Raw genomic sequence first — 16760 nt, forward strand, 5'->3', positions numbered from 1 at the left:
GACAGAAAGGCTGCCGAATGAGCATGTGTGACAAGCCGCGTGCCTTGCTTGTGCCGACCAGGCCGTTTCAACCAGTCCCGTACACCGGATCTTCTGCCTCCCCCGGCGAAGTCGGCGAGCGCCCCCGACGCCTGGCGCCACGGCGTCGCCTTCCGTGCCGCACGACAGGAGGACCGCCCGGGAGCTGCCCAACTGCCCCGGGTGTCACCCATGTTGACGCGGCGGCCGCGCTCCAGACGACCGCCGGGCCAACATCCAGGTCGCGAAGGCGGGCCGACCGCTAGGCGGCTCCTTCAACCACGGTCGGTACGGCTAGGGCGTCCGCCTGACAACGCCGCTCTGTTCCAGGGCAGTTCTGTCCCACCTCTTGACCCGCTCGGCAGGGAGGTGCAATCTCTCGTCAATGCGCATTAGGTAATACGCATTAACGCTGCCGTCACCGTCAGCGCCAGGCCCTGCCCCCCGGAGGAGAGAAGCACTGTGGAACCCAGGAAGCGGCCCGGACGTACGCCCGCTCCGGCCGGTCGTACGTCACGGCCGCGGCAGGCCGAGGTGGCGCGGCTCGCGGGGGTGTCGCAGGCGACCGTGTCCCTGGTGCTCTCCCCGAAGCCCGACGGCAAGGGGCGCATCATCTCCGAGGAGACCCGGCAGCGGGTCCTGGAGGCGGCCCGCAGCCTCGGCTACGTGCCCGACCCGGCCGCCCGTCGGCTGGCCGCCGCCCGCAACAACCTCCTCGGCGTCTTCAGCTTCACCGCCACGTTCCCGACCGATGTGCAGCACTCGTACTACCCCTTCCTGGTCGGCGTGGAGCGCGAGGCGGCGGCGCTCGGTTACGACCTGGTGCTGTTCACCGGGTCGAGCACCGGCGGCGCGGGGGCCGCGGGTCCCGACGCCCTGAGCCGGGTCCGGCTCGCCGACGGCTGTCTCTTCATCGGTCGGCACACCCCCCGGGCGGAGCTCAAGCGGCTGGTCGAGGACGGCTTCCCGGTCGTGCACCTGGGCCGCCGCGAGGAGTTGGAGGGCGTGGCATGGGTGGGCGCCGACTATGTCGAGGCCACACGTGAAGTCGTGGGCCATCTGGCCGAGTTGGGACATCGGCGGATCGTCCTCGTCCGCGAGGACGACGACGCGCCCGCCTCGGCGGACCGCCAGCGCGGTTTCCTGGAAGGGCTGGAAGCGGCAGGTCTGCCCTCCGGGGCCACGACCGTCTTCCGGTCCCCGGATCCACAGCGGGACCTCACGCCCGAACGGCTGCGCGCCTGGGCCGACGAAGGAGTGACGGCCTTCGTCGCGGAGGAGACCGACACCGGGGCGGCCTGGCGAGGCCTGCTCTCCGCCGTGCGCGAGGCGGGCCTCGACTGCCCCACCGACGTGTCCCTCGCCCTGCTAGGCAGTCCACCCGCCGACCTGGCGAGTGAGCCCGAGCCCACCGGATTCGACATCCCCCGGCCGCAGTTGGGCGCCGCGGCCGTACGCCTGCTGGCCGCGCTCGTCGCGGGCGAGGAGGCGCGAGAACCGCTCGTCGGCTGTGTCTTCCGCCCGGGCCTGACAACCGCACCACCGCGTGCCCGTTCCTGAAGACACGGTCCCCGCAGACCCCTCTCCCCCACCGAACGCGAACAGCAGCAAGGAGAAGCGTGATACCGGAAGCAGACATCCTCGTCGTGGGCGGCGGTCTTGGTGGCGTTGCGGCCGCACTCGCCGCCTGCCGGGCGGGACGCAGCGTCGTGCTCACCGAGGAGACGGACTGGGTCGGCGGCCAGCTGACCAGCCAGGCCGTACCGTCCGACGAGCACCCGTGGGTCGAGCAGTTCGGCACGACCGCCTCGTACCGGCGGATGCGCGAGGAAATCCGGAGGTACTACCGCCACTGGTACCCGCTGCGGGCCGAGGCCCTGGCACTCACCGACCTCAACCCGGGGGCCGGCCGCGTCAGCAAGCTATGCCACGAACCGCGGGTCTCACTCGCGGTCCTGGAGGGGATGCTCGCGCCCCACCGGGCTGCGGGACGACTGACCGTACTCACCGAGCACCGGCCGGTCTCCGCCGAGTCCGACAACGATGTCGTACGGTCGGTGACGTTGGAGGACCTGCGTGACGGGACGCAGCGCACCCTCACCGCGCGGTATGTCCTGGACGCCACCGAGACGGGCGAACTGCTCCACCTCGCGGGTGTCGAGCACGCGAACGGGGCCGAGGCACGGGCCGAGTTCGACGAGCCGCATGCCCCGGACGAGGCTCAGCCTCTCAACCAGCAGGGCATCACGGTCTGTTTCGCGCTCTCCCACCACGAGGGCGAGGACCACACGATCGACCGGCCGCAGGACTACAGCTTCTGGAGCACGTACCAACCCTCGTTCTGGCCGGGCCCGTTGCTCGGCTTTCAGGCGCCCGACCCGCGCACGCTGGAACCAGTGCCGCGAACCTTCGTACCGAATCCGGATCTCGATCCGCTCGGCGTCTCGGCCGACCAGAGCGCCGACGCCGGCGACAAGGAACTGTGGGGCTTCCGCCGGATCCTCGCCCGCAAGCTGCACACGCCGGGGGCCTTCGACTCCGACATCACGCTCGTCAACTGGCCGCTCAACGACTACTGGCTCAAGCCGTACATCGGACAGGAGGCCGAAGCGCTGCGCGAGGCACGGCAGTTGTCGCTGTCACTGCTGTACTGGCTGCAGACCGAGGCACCGCGCGCGGACGGCGGCACCGGCTTCCCGGGCCTGCGGATCCGCCCGGACGTGACCGGCACGGCGGACGGCCTGGCCAAGGCGGCGTACGTCCGGGAGTCCCGCCGTATCAAGGCCGTCACCACGGTCACCGAGCACGACGTGGCGATCGACCTCGTCGGCCCACGCGGCGGAACGCGCCACCGCGACTCCGTGGGCGTCGGCAGCTACCGCATCGACCTGCATCCCTCGACCGGCGGCGACGACTACATCGACATCGGGTCCGTGCCGTTCGAGATCCCGCTCGGTGCGCTCGTACCGCGCCGAGTGCGCAATCTGCTGCCCGCCGGCAAGAACATCGGCACCACGCACATCACCAACGGCTGCTACCGGCTCCACCCGGTGGAGTGGAACGTCGGCGAGGTCGCCGGCGCCCTGGCCGCGCACTGCGTCGCCGAGGACGTCGAGCCGCACCAGGTGCAGGCCGAGGACAAGCGGTTCGAGGAGTTCGCGCGGCTGCTCGACCGCGACGGAGTGCAACGCCACTGGCCGGACGTACGCGGCTACTGAACAACCCCCGGGTGGACGGGAGTTCGGGCGCGGCGGCTCCACCCGCCCCGCCCGGCGACCGCCCGCGCGAACCGATCCAGCACAAGGAGGTGCACGGATATGAACACACCCCGCATCCGCGTCGGCATCGACGTGGGCGGAACCTTCACCGACGCCGTAGCCGTGGACGCCACGACCCTCGAACTCCTGGGGCAGGTCAAGGTCCCCACCAGCCACCATCACGAGGACGGCGTCGCACACGGCATCGTCGAGGCGCTCGACCGGCTCCTGGAGCAGACAGGCTCTGCCCCCGCCGACGTCGCCTTCCTGGCGCACGGCACGACCCAGGCCACCAACGCCCTCCTGGAGGGCGACGTGGCGACCGTCGGGCTGATCGGCATCGGGGCCGGTCCCGCGGCGGTGCTCACCCGCCGCCTCGCGTCGTTCGGCAAACTCGAACTCGCCCCCGGCAAAAGGCTTCCGCTCGCCTACGCGCATGTCACCGACCCTCAGGACACGGCAGACGTCCGCCGCGCGGTCGAGGAGCTGAAGAGCGAAGGCGCTCAAGTCCTCGTCGCCAGCCAGCCGTTCAGCGTCGACCGCCCCGAGGGCGAGCAGGCGGTCCTGGAGGCGGCACGGCCGTACGGGCTGCCGATGACCGCGGCGCACGAGATCACCTCGCTGTACGGGCTGCACAAGCGCACCCGCACCGCCGTCGTCAACGCGGCGATCCTGCCGCGCATGCTGGCCACCGCCGACCTCGTCGACGCCTCCATCACCAAGGCGGGCGTGACCGCGCCGCTGATGGTGATGCGCTGCGACGGCGGTGTGATGGCGCTCGACGAGATGCGCCGCCGGCCGCTCCTGACGGTCCTGTCGGGACCCGCTGCCGGAGTCGCGGGCGCTCTGATGCAGGAGCGTGTGAGCGAGGGCGTGTTCCTGGAGACCGGCGGCACATCGACCGACATCAGCGTCGTACGCCGCGGCAAGGTCGCCGTCCGGCACGCCACCATCCTCGGCAAGACCTCGTATCTCAGCGCCCTCGACGTGCGCACGGTCGGCGTCGGCGGCGGCTCCATGGTGCGGATCGGCGGCGGCCGGGTGACAGGTGTGGGACCGCGCAGCGCCCACATCGCGGGGCTGCCGTACGCCTGCTTCGCCTCCCCCGACCAGCTGCGCGACGCCACGGTGGACACCGTCCGGCCCATGGACGGCGACCCCGCCGACTACGCCGTGATCGACGCGGCGGGCGGCCGGTTCGCCGTCACCATGACCTGTGCCGCCAACACCCTCGGCCGCGTCCCCGAGGGCGACTTCGCCCGCTGCGATCCCGAGAGCGCACGTGCCGCCATCGCTCCGCTGGCCGCACATCTCGGCATCGATGTCGCGACCGCGGCGACGCGGATCCTCGACGCGGGCATCGCCCAGGTGAAGACGGTGGTGGATGCCATGATCCGCGACTACCGCCTCGACAAGGACACGGCGATCCTCGTCGGCGGAGGCGGCGGTGCCGCGTCCGTCACGCCGCACCTCGCCGGCACCAGCGGCATGGAAGGCCGGATCGCCCGCCACAACGAGGTCATCAGCCCCATCGGCGTCGCCCTCGCGCTCGTACGGGAACAGGTCGAGCGGATCGTGCCCGGCGCCACGCAGGAGCAGATCCTCGCCGTCCGGGCCGAGGCGGAGCGAGCGGTCGTCGCCCAGGGCGCCGCCGCCGAGGGCGTCGAGGTCGAGGTCACCGTCGACCCGCAGACCAACACCGTGCGCGCGGTCGCGACCGGCGCCACCGAACTCCGCACCCAGGACCGGTCCCACCGCGCCGACGACACCGAGCGGCTCCGCGCCGCGGCGTCCAGCCTCAAGACCGACCCCGCGACGGTCCACGTCCTGGCGGGCACCTCCGCCCACACCGTCTACGGCACCGAGACGCACCGCCGCCTGCGGCCGACCCGCCGGCCCATACGGATCGTCGACGTGGACGGCGTCGTACGCCACCACGCCGCCGACGCCCACGTGGAGACCACCACCGTGGCCGGCGCCCCGGAGGTGCTCGCCCGGCTGGTGGGCGAGTCCACCTCGTACGGCGACGGCGGGGTCCGCGCTCCCGCCCTGCGGCTGCTGCTCGGCGCCCGCATCGCCGACCTGTCCGGCGTCCTCGACCCGCAGCCTCTACTGGCGCTGGCCCGCAGCGAGTTGCGGGCCCGAGCGGCCGACGAGCCGGTGGTCGCGGTGCTGGAGGTGCGGTCATGACAGCCGCCGAACTCACCACTGGTGACCGGGCGTTGGTGGATCCCGCGTCCGTCGACGACGTTGAATGGGGCGTACGACTGCTGGCCGCCACGCCCACCCACGAGGGACGGGACCGCGAGCTGCTGCGCCAATGGGCCCGTAGGGCCGATGAGTTCGGGTCCCGGCTCGCCCCCGTCCAGTCCACCGCGCGTGTGGTCGAGCGGTCCGACGGGGTGGACCGGATGCTGCTCGCCCGCTACACGTCACGGCCCCCGACCGTCGAGCTGTACACCGACACACTCGCCCTCGCCGAGGAGTTGGTCGACGCGCGCGGCTGGCGGGCCTGGTACCCGCCGGGCTCGGTGCGCGCGGCCGCGCTGGCCCACGAGGCGGTGCACGCGCATCTCCACCACGGCCCCGCGAAGGCCGCGCTCAAGCAGGCGCTCGACCACACCGTGCTGCGCCTCGGACGCCACCGCGTGGCCGGCCATGTCGCCGGTGCCGAGGAGGTCGCCGCGCACGCCTATGCCCGAACCGTCTGCGGACTCGGTCGCAGCCCCCTGCTCCTCACCGCCGCGCTTCGCGCGGAACTCACCCGGCCCGGAAGAGAGAAGTGACCCATGGGTGTCGTCATCCTTCTCGTCATGGCGGCCGGCGTCGCCCTGATGCTCACCCGCAGACTGCCCACCGCCTTCGCGCTGGCCCTGCTCGCCGTCGCCATCGCCTTTCTCGCCGGGGCGCCGTTCACCGGCAAGAACAGCGTGCTGGACACCGTCCTTCAGGAAGGCGCGCCGGCCCTGGCCGCCACCATGATCGCGATCATTCTGGGGTCCTGGCTGGGGAAGCTCCTCGACGAGACGGGCATCGCCGGCACGCTCGTCCGCAAGATCGTCGAGTTCGGCGGTGACCGCCCGACCGTGGTGGCCCTCGGCGTCCTGGCCGTGTCCGCACTCGTCGGTACGGTGACCGGCTCGGCGCCCGCCGCCATGCTGGCCGGCATCATCGGCATCCACGCCATGATCGCCGTCGGCGTTCCCAAGGTGACCGCCGCGGGCACGATCCTGATGGGCATCGCCGTGGGCATCCCCTTCGAGCTGCCACTGTGGCAGTTCTTCTCCACCGCGCTGGAGCTGCCCATCCCGACCGTGCGCGGCTTCATGGTGAAGCTCTTCCCGTTCGCACTGGCCGCCGCCCTCGCGTTCGTCTTCGTGGAGACACGGAGGCGGGGCACCGAGCACGCCTGGTCGCTCAAGTCCGTTGACTGCCCCGGCTCCTCCGGCTCCTCCGACGCGAAGCCTCGTTCACGACGCGAGGAGCTGGGTGACGCGCCCTGGTACGCGCTGCTCGCCCCCGCCGTCCCGCTCGTTCTCGCCCTGGGCTTCGAACTCGCCATCATCCCCTCGCTGTTGGCGGGCGTCCTGTACGCGCTGGTCACCACGACGCGGCCCGGCGCGATGAACAAGCGGCTGCTGCGCACCCTGTACGGCGGCTTCGAGGTGGCCGCCCCGCCGCTCGTCCTGTTCATCTCCATCGGCGTCCTACTCGCGGCCGTGAAACTGCCCGGCGCCGTCGACGCGCTCGAACCGCTCGTCAAGGCCGTCAGCCCGCACAACCCCGTGGTGTTCGTCCTCGTCTTCACACTCCTCGTCCCACTGTGCCTCTACCGCGGCCCCCTCAACGTGTTCGGGCTCGGCGCGGGCATCGCCGGCGTCCTCATCGCCGCCGGCATCTACCCCGCGGTCGCCGTCCTCGGCATGGCCACCTCGTACAACCAGGTCTTCGGCGTCGCCGACCCCACCAGCACACAGACCGTGTGGAGCGCCCAGTACGCGGGGGTCTCTCCCCAGCAAGTCATGGTGCGCACCCTGCCATACGTCTGGGCGGTCGCCCTCGGCGGCCTGTGCGTGACCGCAGCCACCTACCTCTGAGCCCTGGCCCCGCCCGGGCCCGCCGAGCCACACACCTTCTGCCACCCTTCTGTCATTGGAGCCACCATGCAGGAGCAACACCTCGACCGACGCCTCTTCCTGCGCGCGACCGCGGCCACCGGAGCGGCCTTCGCCGTCGGGACGACCGTGGGCGCGCAGCCCTCAGCCGCAGCACCCGGCGGATTCCCCAACTACACCTATGTACGCACCCTTCTGACGCCGTCTCAGCTGAAGTACAACCCCACCGGCGAGATCATCTTCCCCTGCATCAGAGGCGTCTACGACAAGCTGAGCACCCCGCTCGGCCGCTACTACCTGTACTACGCGCCGCACGACGCGCCCGGTGGAATCTGCCTGGCCTACGGCAACTCGCTGGAAGGGCCGTTCACGGAGTACCCGTCGAACCCGATCGTCTCCAACAAGTGGTCCCCGCATTACTCCGTCAGCCATGTCTCGTCCCCCCACGTGCTGTGGAACGCGGACGCCAAGGAGTTCTGGCTGTACTTCCACGGAGAGAACACCACGACTCGCCTCGCCCGCTCGGCCGACGGGATCCACTTCACGTACGACAAGGTCGTGCTGTCGACATCCATGCTCCCGGCAGGCACCAACGAGACGTCGTACGCCCGGGTCTTCCGCCACGACCTGCCCTCACGCGGCGCCCGCTACGTGATGGTCTTCATGCTCAACAACACCACCAACCACCGTGACATCCACTGGGGTTGGTCCGCCGACGGCCGCACCTGGAGCTACGACCAGCAGCCGCTGATCCGGCACGGCGACGTCGGCGCCGTCAACGTCGGCGGCCCGCACCTTCTCTACCGCAACAACAGCACCTACGTCGTCTACAACAAGGACAAGGAGAGCGGCGGCGACATCATGATCACCGAGGTCGGCAACGACTTCAGCAAGCGCACCCACCTCGGCGTCTTCTACAACTCGCGCGGCACCGCTCCGGAGAACGGGCGCGCCGCGGCACCCTCCTTCGGCACCGACGGCGGCGTCCCGTACATGATCTACGAGGCGGGAGAGAGGCTCTCGGGGGCCATCGCGGTGGCCCGGGGCTAGACCCGCCGAGCGGGGGCGCCCCGGCTCGGCGGCACGTCCGGTGCCGCACGTCGTATATCGCGTTGTGGGTCCAGGGGCGCCCGCCATATGGTCACCGGCATGTCTGTACGTCTTCGAATGCGTCAAGCACTGCCGGAAGCGATGCGTGCCCGTGACAAGGCCGCGGTGAGCGCCCTGCGGTCGACACTCGCCGCGCTGGACAACGCCGAGGCGGCGCCCGTGGACGAAGCCGACCTGCGCGGCGTGGCCCTTGAACAGTCACCGGTCGGTGCCGGCGCCACCGAAGCGGTGCGGTGTGAGCTGAGCGAGCGCGGCGTGATGGATGTCGTGCGCGCCGAGGCCGCCGAACGGCTGGAGGCCGCGGAGCAGCTGACCGCACCCGCGCACGCCGACCGAGCCGCACGCCTCCGCGCGGAGGCCGCCGTGCTGCTCGGGTTCCTCGACGGTCCTGACACCGCGTAGGGCACGGCGAGGGGTCGCACTGGGCACTGGGCACTGAGCACGGCAACTGCGAGACCACGCCGATCGCCGGTCACGGGACGCGGGGCGGTACCCGGCGCTGAGGTTCCCGCACGCAGGCACCGCCCGACGGCCACCACGTCACGCGTCACGCGCCGCCGACATCGTGCGGGTTCGCCGCCAGGTGAACGGCCGCGTCGACCAGCACGTCCACCGCCGAAGGCGAGTGCGGCCAGCCCTCGTACCGCACGCGCAGTTCGCGGTCGCCCGTCTCCACCGAATCCACGCCGTGCGGCAGACCAAGCCGACGTATCTCCCGACGACTCAGCCGTGCGGCCGGCCGGCCCAGGCAGACGGACCAGGACGACCGTGATTGCCGTTCCCGCCTCGCCCATGTCCTCGACAGAGCAGGCGACGCCCACCTCAACGCTCCGCGGGCGGCCCACGGCAAGCAGCTCACCGCGGAATCGGGGACTTGCCGGCACTTCCCACCCCTGGGCGTCGCAGGTGAACGCCGCCGCGCTGGTGCCGAAGCGCCCCTCGTTGCGGCCGGCCCACGTGGCGAGAGCTCCGTGAGTCAACGCCTTCCGACGTGCGGCGCTTCGCACATCAGCCAGCGTCATCCCGGAGATCAGGCCGGCGATGGCGACCGAGACGACGACAAGCAGCAGCGACATCTGCCACGGAAATCCCCAGAAGAGCCCGACCCCCACGAGCAGCGCCGACGAGAACACCGCGAGGAAGACCCCCGTCTTCAGCACTTCCCGTTCTTCGTCCATGGACGGCATGTATCGCAGTACACCACCGGCTACGCCGGACCGACACACCCTTGCACCTGGCCATGGCCGACACCATGCCGTGGTTGGAGGGGAGGACGATGTCCTCCAGCACCCGTGCCGAGACGCCCGCCACGAGCTGTGCCCTCCGTGGCCGGTGTGCCAGTCCTGGAATCAGCGATGTCAAGCCGTGTGCTTGTGCATCACGTCGAGGTAGTGACGGTCCGGGTGAGGCACGTGGTTGTCCCTGCCGGGGAGACTGAAGACCGCGCAGACGTCAGCGGGCCGGGTGAGGATGCTGGACTGCCGGCCGAATGTCAGGGTGTCGTTGACGTGATGCTCGCAGCCTGCGATGTCCAGGGCTGCGACCAATTCCTCGCTGAGTACGGTGGCCTCGTACGACTCCGAGTCGGGGAGGATGAGATCGGGAAGCTTGACGGTCGAGCCGGGCCAGAGGTTGATCCCGATGCCGCTGACCGCCCGCCGGGTGACAACCAGCTCCAGCCTGCCCCAGGAGTACGGGTAGCCGTCGATGTCGGGCCCCTTCATGAGGATGGCGGGGTGCGGACGCCCTCGACCGAGGAGGTCCTCAGCCTCGGTCAGGGGCATTCCGCAGTGGAGAGGCCCGATCCGGCCGGTGCGGGCGAAGGCGACGAGGACGTCCATCAAGGTCACGGCAGTGACTGTGACATGCCCCTGGGCCGGTTCGCACTCCCATATCGGCTCGGCCTCCGGATCTCCCGTCGGCGCTGCTCGGCGGACTCGACGAGTTGAAGACCACAGCGGCCAACGCTCGGCAGCCGGCGGGTGGATGCCCCCCCAGCGATGCCGCCGGAGCCCGCTGCGAATTCCGCAGACGGCCGAAGTGGCGGTGTGGGATCTCCCCGCAGTGCGCTCCTACCGCGGTCGCATGAGAGCCAAGTCCTCACCCCATGAGTCCAGCACCGCGCTGTGCCCGGCCCGGCGGGCCACTGCCTCGACCTGGGCGAAGAGACGACGCTGTGTGGACACGTCGCCCGTTCCCGAGATGTGGTCCACAGCGTCGAGCAGCATGCCGGTGTCCCAGCCTGGCAGCGGGAATCGGGCAAGCTCCCATTCCAGGTACTTGTTGTAGGGGCGGGGGCGACGGTCGAGGGCGAAGAGCAGCTCCAGCAGAAACCGGATGCTGTCGGTGGCGTCGAGTCGGGCCGCGAGCGCATGTCCGTCGCGGGCGTTCTTGACCGAGCGGTAGAGGGAGTTGGCGTAGGCGTCGAGCCACTCGCCGGCCTCACGGAAGGCCTCATCGGTGTCGAGCCGTGCCTTGCCGGCCAGGATCCGGGCGATGCCTCCGTCGAGCTGGTCGAGCACGATCCGCGCGCGGGCCAGGGCGTACCGCTCGAAGCCGGGCATTCCGGCGGCGCGGAACTCGGCGAGGGAGAGGATGACGAGGTCAAGCTCTGGGGTGCGGTGCCCCGTGAACCGGGTGAGGGCCGTCGTCGCGCCGTCTGCGAGGACGACGTACAGGTCGTGGTCGGAGCTCTCAGTGGTCATGCCTTCGTGGGCTCGGGAACCCTTGAGGACAAGGCCGACGACAGCTGAATCATTGGTGGCGAGTTCGACGAACGCGTTGTAGGTGATGGGCTGTTGAGCAGTCATCGCGTGATCTCCCGTGTTGGGACGACGGGCAGGCCGGGGCCGGGCGACCCGGAACTCGTCGGGGTCACCCACACCGTCTGCGGCGGCGCATGGCCGCCGCCCGGAAGATCAACGCACGTGCGGACTCTACCGCCCTCCGGTCGACCCAGGGTTCTCGCCCACGGCCGTCTCAGGCACGGCGCGTACGCACGGCACGCACGCACGGCGCCGAGGTGGGTCATACAGCCCGGGCCCCGTCGGCCGGCACAGCGGGATCAGGGGCCGACAAATGTATTCGGCCGGGCAGCAAGAGCGGGGTGGCCAGTAGGAGTACGCCGGACAAGGTGATCGCGGTGAGCGGGCTGGTGAGTGTGGCGAGGATGCCCCAGATCACCATCAGGGCGGCTTGCAGGAGTTTGCTGGTGGCGCTCCAGGTACTGAGGACTTGGGCGGTGCGGTCCACAGGGGTCCGCTGCAGGCGTTCTGTCGCGTAGATCGGGTTGAAGATGCCCATGCAGGTGATCAGCAGGCCCTCGACGACGATCACGGTGAGGAGTCCGAGTGGGCCGGGCTGGACGAACGCGAGACCGAGCGGGAAGAACGATCGCAGCCAGCCGGAGACGATCATGATCCGGTATCGGCCGTAGCGGGCCACGAGGCGTGCGGAGAGGCGGGCGCCCACGAAGCCGCCGAGTGCCGGTATGCCGAAGGCGAGACCGTATTGCCAGGCCGGGAAGTGGTATTGGCCCAGCAGGAGGACGGACAGGAGCGGGGCGGTGGCCATGATGAGGCCGCCGACCAGGATCGAGTTGAGGAACAGGCGCCTCAGTGCGCGGTCGCGGAGGATGAACCGCCAGCCGCGGAGAAGGTCGGCTCCGCGCAATCTGGCGGCCCGGTCGCGGGGTGCCGCGATGTCGCCTCCCCGGATACGGAGGACACCCAGCGCGGAGAGCAGGTAGCTGAGGGCGTCGGCCATGACCGTGACGACCGGGCCGAGCAACCCTATGAGCGCACCGCCGAGGGGCGGGCCCGCCGCGGTCGCCGCCCAGCTCGTGCCCTCGAATCTCCCGTTCGCCACGAGGAGTTGATCGCCACGGAGGAGGTACTTCAGATACGCGCCCGAGGCAGCGGAGAAGGCGATGCTCGCGGTTCCGGAGATGACCGAGACAACCAGCAGTTGGCCGTACGAGAGCAAGTCGAGGACGTACGCGATCGGGATGCTCGCCACCGCGACGAACCGGATCAGGTCCATCGCGATCATCACCGGACGCTTGGCCCGCTGCTCGACCCACGGCCCGAGCGAGAACGCGACGATCGCCGCGACGGCAAGCCCGGCCGCCTCCAGCAGCGACACGGCGAATGCCGACGAGTGCAGCACTTGGACCGCGATCAGCGGGAACGCGCCGAAGGCAAGCCACGTACCGTATGTACTCACGGCGTAGGCCGACCACAGCCAACCGAAACCGCGCCCCAACTGCACGCGCATGCGTCTCCCTCGCGACAACCGATGTTCGGATCGCTGAATCACACCGGACGCTCCGGCGCGGAATCAAACAACCGGCTCCCGGGCAAGCCACAACCATCGGTTGGGCACGTCTATGCTCGACCAATGGATACCGAGGCGGTGCGATCGTTCGTCCGCGCGGCCGAGCTCGGGCAGCTGCAACACGCGGCCGACGAGCTGGGCGTAACGCAACAGGCCGTGTCGAAGCGGATCGCGGCCCTTGAGCGCGTACTCGACGTCCGGTTGTTCACCCGCACCGCCCGGGGGGTCGAGCTGACACTCGACGGCCAGGCCTTCCTCCCGCACGCCCGGAGCATCGTCACGGGTGTCGATCGCGCGATCACCGCGATCAGACCGGGTTCGCGGGCGCTTCGGATCGACGTTCTCGGCCTGCGATCCGCGCAGGCCGTCGTCCTGCACGACTACTGGCGGTCGCATCCCGAAACCGACCTCGACGTGGTGACCCTCAGGGTGAATGATCCGCGCCTGGTGGTCGCCGCCGTCCAGGCCGGCGATATCGACGCCTCGTTCCGCTCGGTCACCGACCCGGCCACGCTGCCGCGCGACGTGCGGATGATCCACGCCTTCGACTCCCCGTCGGAACTCCTCGTCGGCCCGAGGCACCCGCTCGCCTCCGCACGGACACTGACACCGACCCAGCTGCGGCGGCACCGGATCTGGGTGCCGGGTATCGCGCCACGGAGCGAGTGGGCGGATTTCTACGATCAGCTCGCCACCGACTTCGACCTCCGCGTCGACGCCACGGGCCCGAACTTCGGCAACGAGGTCCTCCTCGACATCCTCGCGGACTCCGCGGACGTGGCAACCCTCGTCGGCTCGCGCGACCGGTACATCTGGCCGACCAACCACGACCTGCGCCGCATCCCGATCGTGAATCCGACGCTCGCCTACCCGCTCTCGCTCATCCTCCCCCGCGAGAACCCACACCCAGGGCTCCGGGCGATCATCAACCACTTCGGAAGCCTGGCACCGCTCCCCGAGAACGTCTGGCGCCCCTCCTGGGCAACGACACCACGCCGAGGCGACGGACCACCCGTCGAACACACCTGACGCCGAGGGCGCACACCGCCATGGCCCACCCGTACCTGGTCGCTCAACAGTTGGCGGCGGTGGAGTCGATCGACTGCAGGATCGGACTAGGACCTGCGCAGCAGCCGTTGCCCGAGCGTCCGACGCCGGGGCCGCACCACCACGCGGCCGTGAGCTTTCTGCCCGACCAGCTCCACTCGCAGAGTGACCGGCGCGTCAGAATTCGTCGGAGTCTGCCGGTACTTGACCCTGCTGTGCACCAGCTGCAGCCCATCGGTATCGACCTCGACGCCCGGCCTCGTGACCAGCGTCAGGGTCTTCCCCGTCATGGCCACGTCGATCCGCAAGGTGTCGTGCGTGATCACGGCGTCAGTGAAGTCGAGTGTCACATGGCAGAACGTCACCGCGAGCTCCATCCTCCGCGGTACTACCCAGCGTCCCACGCGCTCGATCGCGCCGCTGTGGACCTGTTCGATCCGGACGACGTCCTTGACCTCGGCCACGGTCGTACCGGCCGCGGCCGATACGGGCGGCAAGTCAGCGGTGAGCGTGGCCAGTTCACTCAGGGTCCGCGCCGACAGGGCGGCTTCCAGGCGCTCGTCCAACTCGTCCGCGGTCAGCAGGCCGTCCCCCGCCGCGATACGCAGCACATCCACCACCCGGTCCCGGTCCGCGTGAGAGGCTCGCAACTCGGGCGACGAGTCGGAGTGCTTCCCGGTGGGCGAAATCTCTCCCGGCATGCTTCCGTCCTGGTCCAGTCGAACGTCTGCGCGCGACGCGGGCAGCGGCGCACGTTGAAGACTAACGCTATATCGCGACACGAACCCCGGACCTCGGACCCATCTGCAAGTGACGCCACCGCGCCGCCACCAACACATCAGGGCACTCGCCCAGAGACCGTGGGACGTGCGAGAGACCCGACCCGCCACTACGGGGGGAAGTGACGGGCCGGGCCTGGGGTCCACGGTGCCACACTCGTCCCCGGCGCGCGCGGTCTCCGGGGGAAGTCGCCCGGGCCCAAGGGAGCCGTCCCCCTTCACCGTGGCCTGTTCCTTCAGGGCGGCGCTCATCCGAGTCCCGTTACCGTGGGGCGCCATGAAGGTCCTGATCATCGGCGGCAGCGGGTTTCTCGGCACTGAACTGGTGCGCCAGGCGACAGCCGCGGGCTGGGAAACGGCCGCGACGTACTGTTCCAGCCCCGCCGGCATTGCCGGAGATGCCGGAGCCTCGTGGCACCGGCTCGATCTTCGCTCCCCCGGGCACATCGACGAGGTACTGGCCGCGGTGGCCCCCAGTGCCGTCATCGACGCAACGAGCGGAGGAAGCGACTGGGCGGTCACCGCCGACGGCTCGATCCGCGTGGCGATGGCCGCGATGCGACGCGGTTGCCGCCTGGTCCACGTCTCCAGCGACGCCGTGTTCTCCGGTTCCCGGATTCACTACGACGAGACCTGCCTGCCCGATCCGCTCACCCCGTACGGCGCGGCCAAGGCCACCGCCGAGACCGCGGTGCGGCTCATGGCGCCGACCGCCGCGGTCGCCCGTACGTCGTTGATCATCGGACACGGCGGGTCCCGGGCGTCCGTGCACGAGCGCCTGGTCCACGCCCTGGCCGACGGCACACGCGACGGCGTCCTGTTCACCGACGACATCCGCTGCCCGGTCCATGTCGAAGACCTGGCTTCCGCGCTGCTGGAGCTCGCGGTGTCGGACCGGGCCGGGATGTTCCACCTGGCCGGAGCCGACGCCTTCAGCCGCCATGAACTCGGCGTACTCATCGCCCGACGCGACGGACTCGACGCGGCCCGGCTGCCCGCCGGGCGCCGGGCCGACACCGTCACGCCCGGTGCCCTCGACATCCGCCTGGACAGCGGCGCCACCCAGAAAATCCTCCGCACACGGCTGCGTGGAGCCGGAGAGTTCCTCGACGTCCAGTAGACGCACGACGCACTACAGGACCGGCGGGCCCTGTTCGATGCGGCGCAGCACCGGTGTGAGCCGGTCCAGTGTTTCGCTGGTCTGGATCTGCCGCTCGTCCCACCAGGTGGCCCCCGCTTCGGCCAAGGGGCCGATCAGGTCGCGGGTCCTGGCCGCGTCGTCGCCCGGTGTGGCACCGCCGAGGACGATCTCGAACGGGGTGCCGGACCGGTCCTCGCGCTGCTTGCGGACGTAGGCGACCAGGTCGTGGACCTGATCGACGGGCGGTACGTGGCCGTGCCTGGCCTCGGTGAACAGCGGGACCACGCCGTCCCAGCGGGCGGCCCGGCGCATCGGCGGGCGGTTCGGCCAGAAGCCCGCGACCCAGACCGGCGGCCGGGGGCGCTGCACCGTGGCGGGCAGCAAGGTCACGTCCCGTACCTGGTAGTGCCGTCCGTCGTGGTTCACCGGCTTGCCCGACCAGTAGCGCCGGAGCAGGTCCAGGCCCTCGTCCAGCCGCTCGGCCAGTACCTTCGGGTCGGTGGTGTCGCCGAAACTCGCGTACTCGTCCTCGACGGGCCCGCCCAGCCCCGCGGCGAAGGTGACGCGGCCGCCGCTCACGGCGTCCAAGGTGGCCACCTGGCGGGCGAGTTGCTGTGGGCGCCGCCGGGCGACGGGGGTGACCAGCGTGCCCAGTCTGATCCGGGACGTCGCCAGGGCGGCGGCGGTCAGCAGCATCCAGGGGTCCCCGAACGGCCTGTCGCCGTGCTTGCGGTGCAGAACGTGATCCCAGACGAACAGCCCGTCCCACCCTGCCTGTTCGGCCGCCGCGGCCACCTTCGCCACGGTCCTGGGATCGGCGAAGTCACCGAAGTTCGGAATGTTCACCGAGAAGCGCATCCCCGCATCGTGCTGCACGGCACCGGGACCGGCAACCGAAAAACCTGGCTGGATGCTGCGCCCTGTTCTGGCGGGCCGGTACGCCCTGTCCCCCGAGAGA

The 16760-nt window shown here is 70.5% G+C and carries 15 protein-coding genes; 9 read left to right on the plus strand and 6 right to left on the minus strand.

All coding sequences use genetic code 11. The features are described from left to right. The first annotated feature begins 480 nt into the window (after positions 1–480). From ACIBEI_RS06595 to ACIBEI_RS06625, 7 genes are all read left to right on the plus strand, one after another. Positions 481–1578, plus strand: coding sequence for a LacI family DNA-binding transcriptional regulator (locus ACIBEI_RS06595; RefSeq protein WP_398885716.1), 1098 nt, complete (start codon positions 481–483; stop codon positions 1576–1578). 59 nt (positions 1579–1637) lie between these two features. Further along, positions 1638–3236, plus strand: a complete 1599-nt coding sequence (locus ACIBEI_RS06600) for an FAD-dependent oxidoreductase (RefSeq protein ID WP_398885718.1) — start codon at positions 1638–1640, stop codon at positions 3234–3236. A gap of 99 nt (positions 3237–3335) precedes the next feature. Next, on the plus strand, positions 3336–5465 hold the full coding sequence (locus ACIBEI_RS06605) for a hydantoinase/oxoprolinase family protein (protein ID WP_398885720.1): 2130 nt from the start codon (positions 3336–3338) through the stop codon (positions 5463–5465). Further along, positions 5462–6061, plus strand: a complete 600-nt coding sequence (locus ACIBEI_RS06610; RefSeq protein WP_398885722.1) for a hypothetical protein — start codon at positions 5462–5464, stop codon at positions 6059–6061. The genes ACIBEI_RS06605 and ACIBEI_RS06610 overlap by 4 nt, the downstream gene beginning before the upstream one ends. Before the next feature lie 3 nt (positions 6062–6064). Then, positions 6065–7372 carry a transporter gene (locus ACIBEI_RS06615; protein WP_398885724.1) on the plus strand — a complete coding sequence of 436 codons (1308 nt, stop codon included), beginning with the start codon at positions 6065–6067 and terminating at the stop codon, positions 7370–7372. A gap of 66 nt (positions 7373–7438) precedes the next feature. Then, positions 7439–8440, plus strand: coding sequence for a hypothetical protein (locus ACIBEI_RS06620; protein WP_398885726.1), 1002 nt, complete (start codon positions 7439–7441; stop codon positions 8438–8440). 141 nt (positions 8441–8581) lie between these two features. After that, positions 8582–8902, plus strand: coding sequence for a hypothetical protein (locus ACIBEI_RS06625; protein ID WP_398886321.1), 321 nt, complete (start codon positions 8582–8584; stop codon positions 8900–8902). Positions 8903–9047: 145 nt separating this feature from the next. Here ACIBEI_RS06625 and ACIBEI_RS06630 read toward each other — a convergent pair whose 3' ends face one another. From ACIBEI_RS06630 to ACIBEI_RS06645, 4 genes are all read right to left on the minus strand, one after another. Continuing rightward, positions 9048–9185: a hypothetical protein gene (locus tag ACIBEI_RS06630; protein ID WP_398885728.1), complete on the minus strand. Its 138-nt coding sequence runs from the start codon at positions 9183–9185 to the stop codon at positions 9048–9050. Positions 9186–9858: 673 nt separating this feature from the next. Then, complete coding sequence (locus ACIBEI_RS06635) at positions 9859–10350, minus strand: hypothetical protein (protein ID WP_398885730.1); 492 nt, start codon at positions 10348–10350, stop codon at positions 9859–9861. 222 nt (positions 10351–10572) lie between these two features. Beyond that, the gene (locus ACIBEI_RS06640; RefSeq protein WP_398885732.1) at positions 10573–11310 is read right to left on the minus strand and encodes a hypothetical protein; all 738 of its coding nucleotides are present in this window, start codon (positions 11308–11310) and stop codon (positions 10573–10575) included. A 217-nt stretch (positions 11311–11527) separates the two neighbouring features. Beyond that, positions 11528–12775 carry an MFS transporter gene (locus tag ACIBEI_RS06645; protein ID WP_398885733.1) on the minus strand — a complete coding sequence of 416 codons (1248 nt, stop codon included), beginning with the start codon at positions 12773–12775 and terminating at the stop codon, positions 11528–11530. Positions 12776–12898: 123 nt separating this feature from the next. Between ACIBEI_RS06645 and ACIBEI_RS06650 the strand changes: the two genes are divergently transcribed. Next, positions 12899–13864: a LysR family transcriptional regulator gene (locus ACIBEI_RS06650; RefSeq protein WP_398885734.1), complete on the plus strand. Its 966-nt coding sequence runs from the start codon at positions 12899–12901 to the stop codon at positions 13862–13864. A gap of 86 nt (positions 13865–13950) precedes the next feature. Here ACIBEI_RS06650 and ACIBEI_RS06655 read toward each other — a convergent pair whose 3' ends face one another. Beyond that, positions 13951–14583: a DUF1707 domain-containing protein gene (locus ACIBEI_RS06655; RefSeq protein WP_398885736.1), complete on the minus strand. Its 633-nt coding sequence runs from the start codon at positions 14581–14583 to the stop codon at positions 13951–13953. A gap of 355 nt (positions 14584–14938) precedes the next feature. Here ACIBEI_RS06655 and ACIBEI_RS06660 point away from each other — a divergent pair, with 355 nt between their 5' ends. Beyond that, on the plus strand, positions 14939–15781 hold the full coding sequence (locus ACIBEI_RS06660; protein WP_398885738.1) for an SDR family oxidoreductase: 843 nt from the start codon (positions 14939–14941) through the stop codon (positions 15779–15781). A 12-nt stretch (positions 15782–15793) separates the two neighbouring features. On the opposite strand, the gene ACIBEI_RS06665 is transcribed toward ACIBEI_RS06660, so the two are convergent. Continuing rightward, entirely contained in the window at positions 15794–16660 is an 867-nt protein-coding gene (locus ACIBEI_RS06665; protein ID WP_398885740.1) for an LLM class flavin-dependent oxidoreductase, read from the minus strand. Positions 16661–16760: the final 100 nt, after the last annotated feature.

This window comes from Streptomyces sp. NPDC050988 (assembly GCF_044456225.1).
GTDB lineage: Bacteria > Actinomycetota > Actinomycetes > Streptomycetales > Streptomycetaceae > Streptomyces.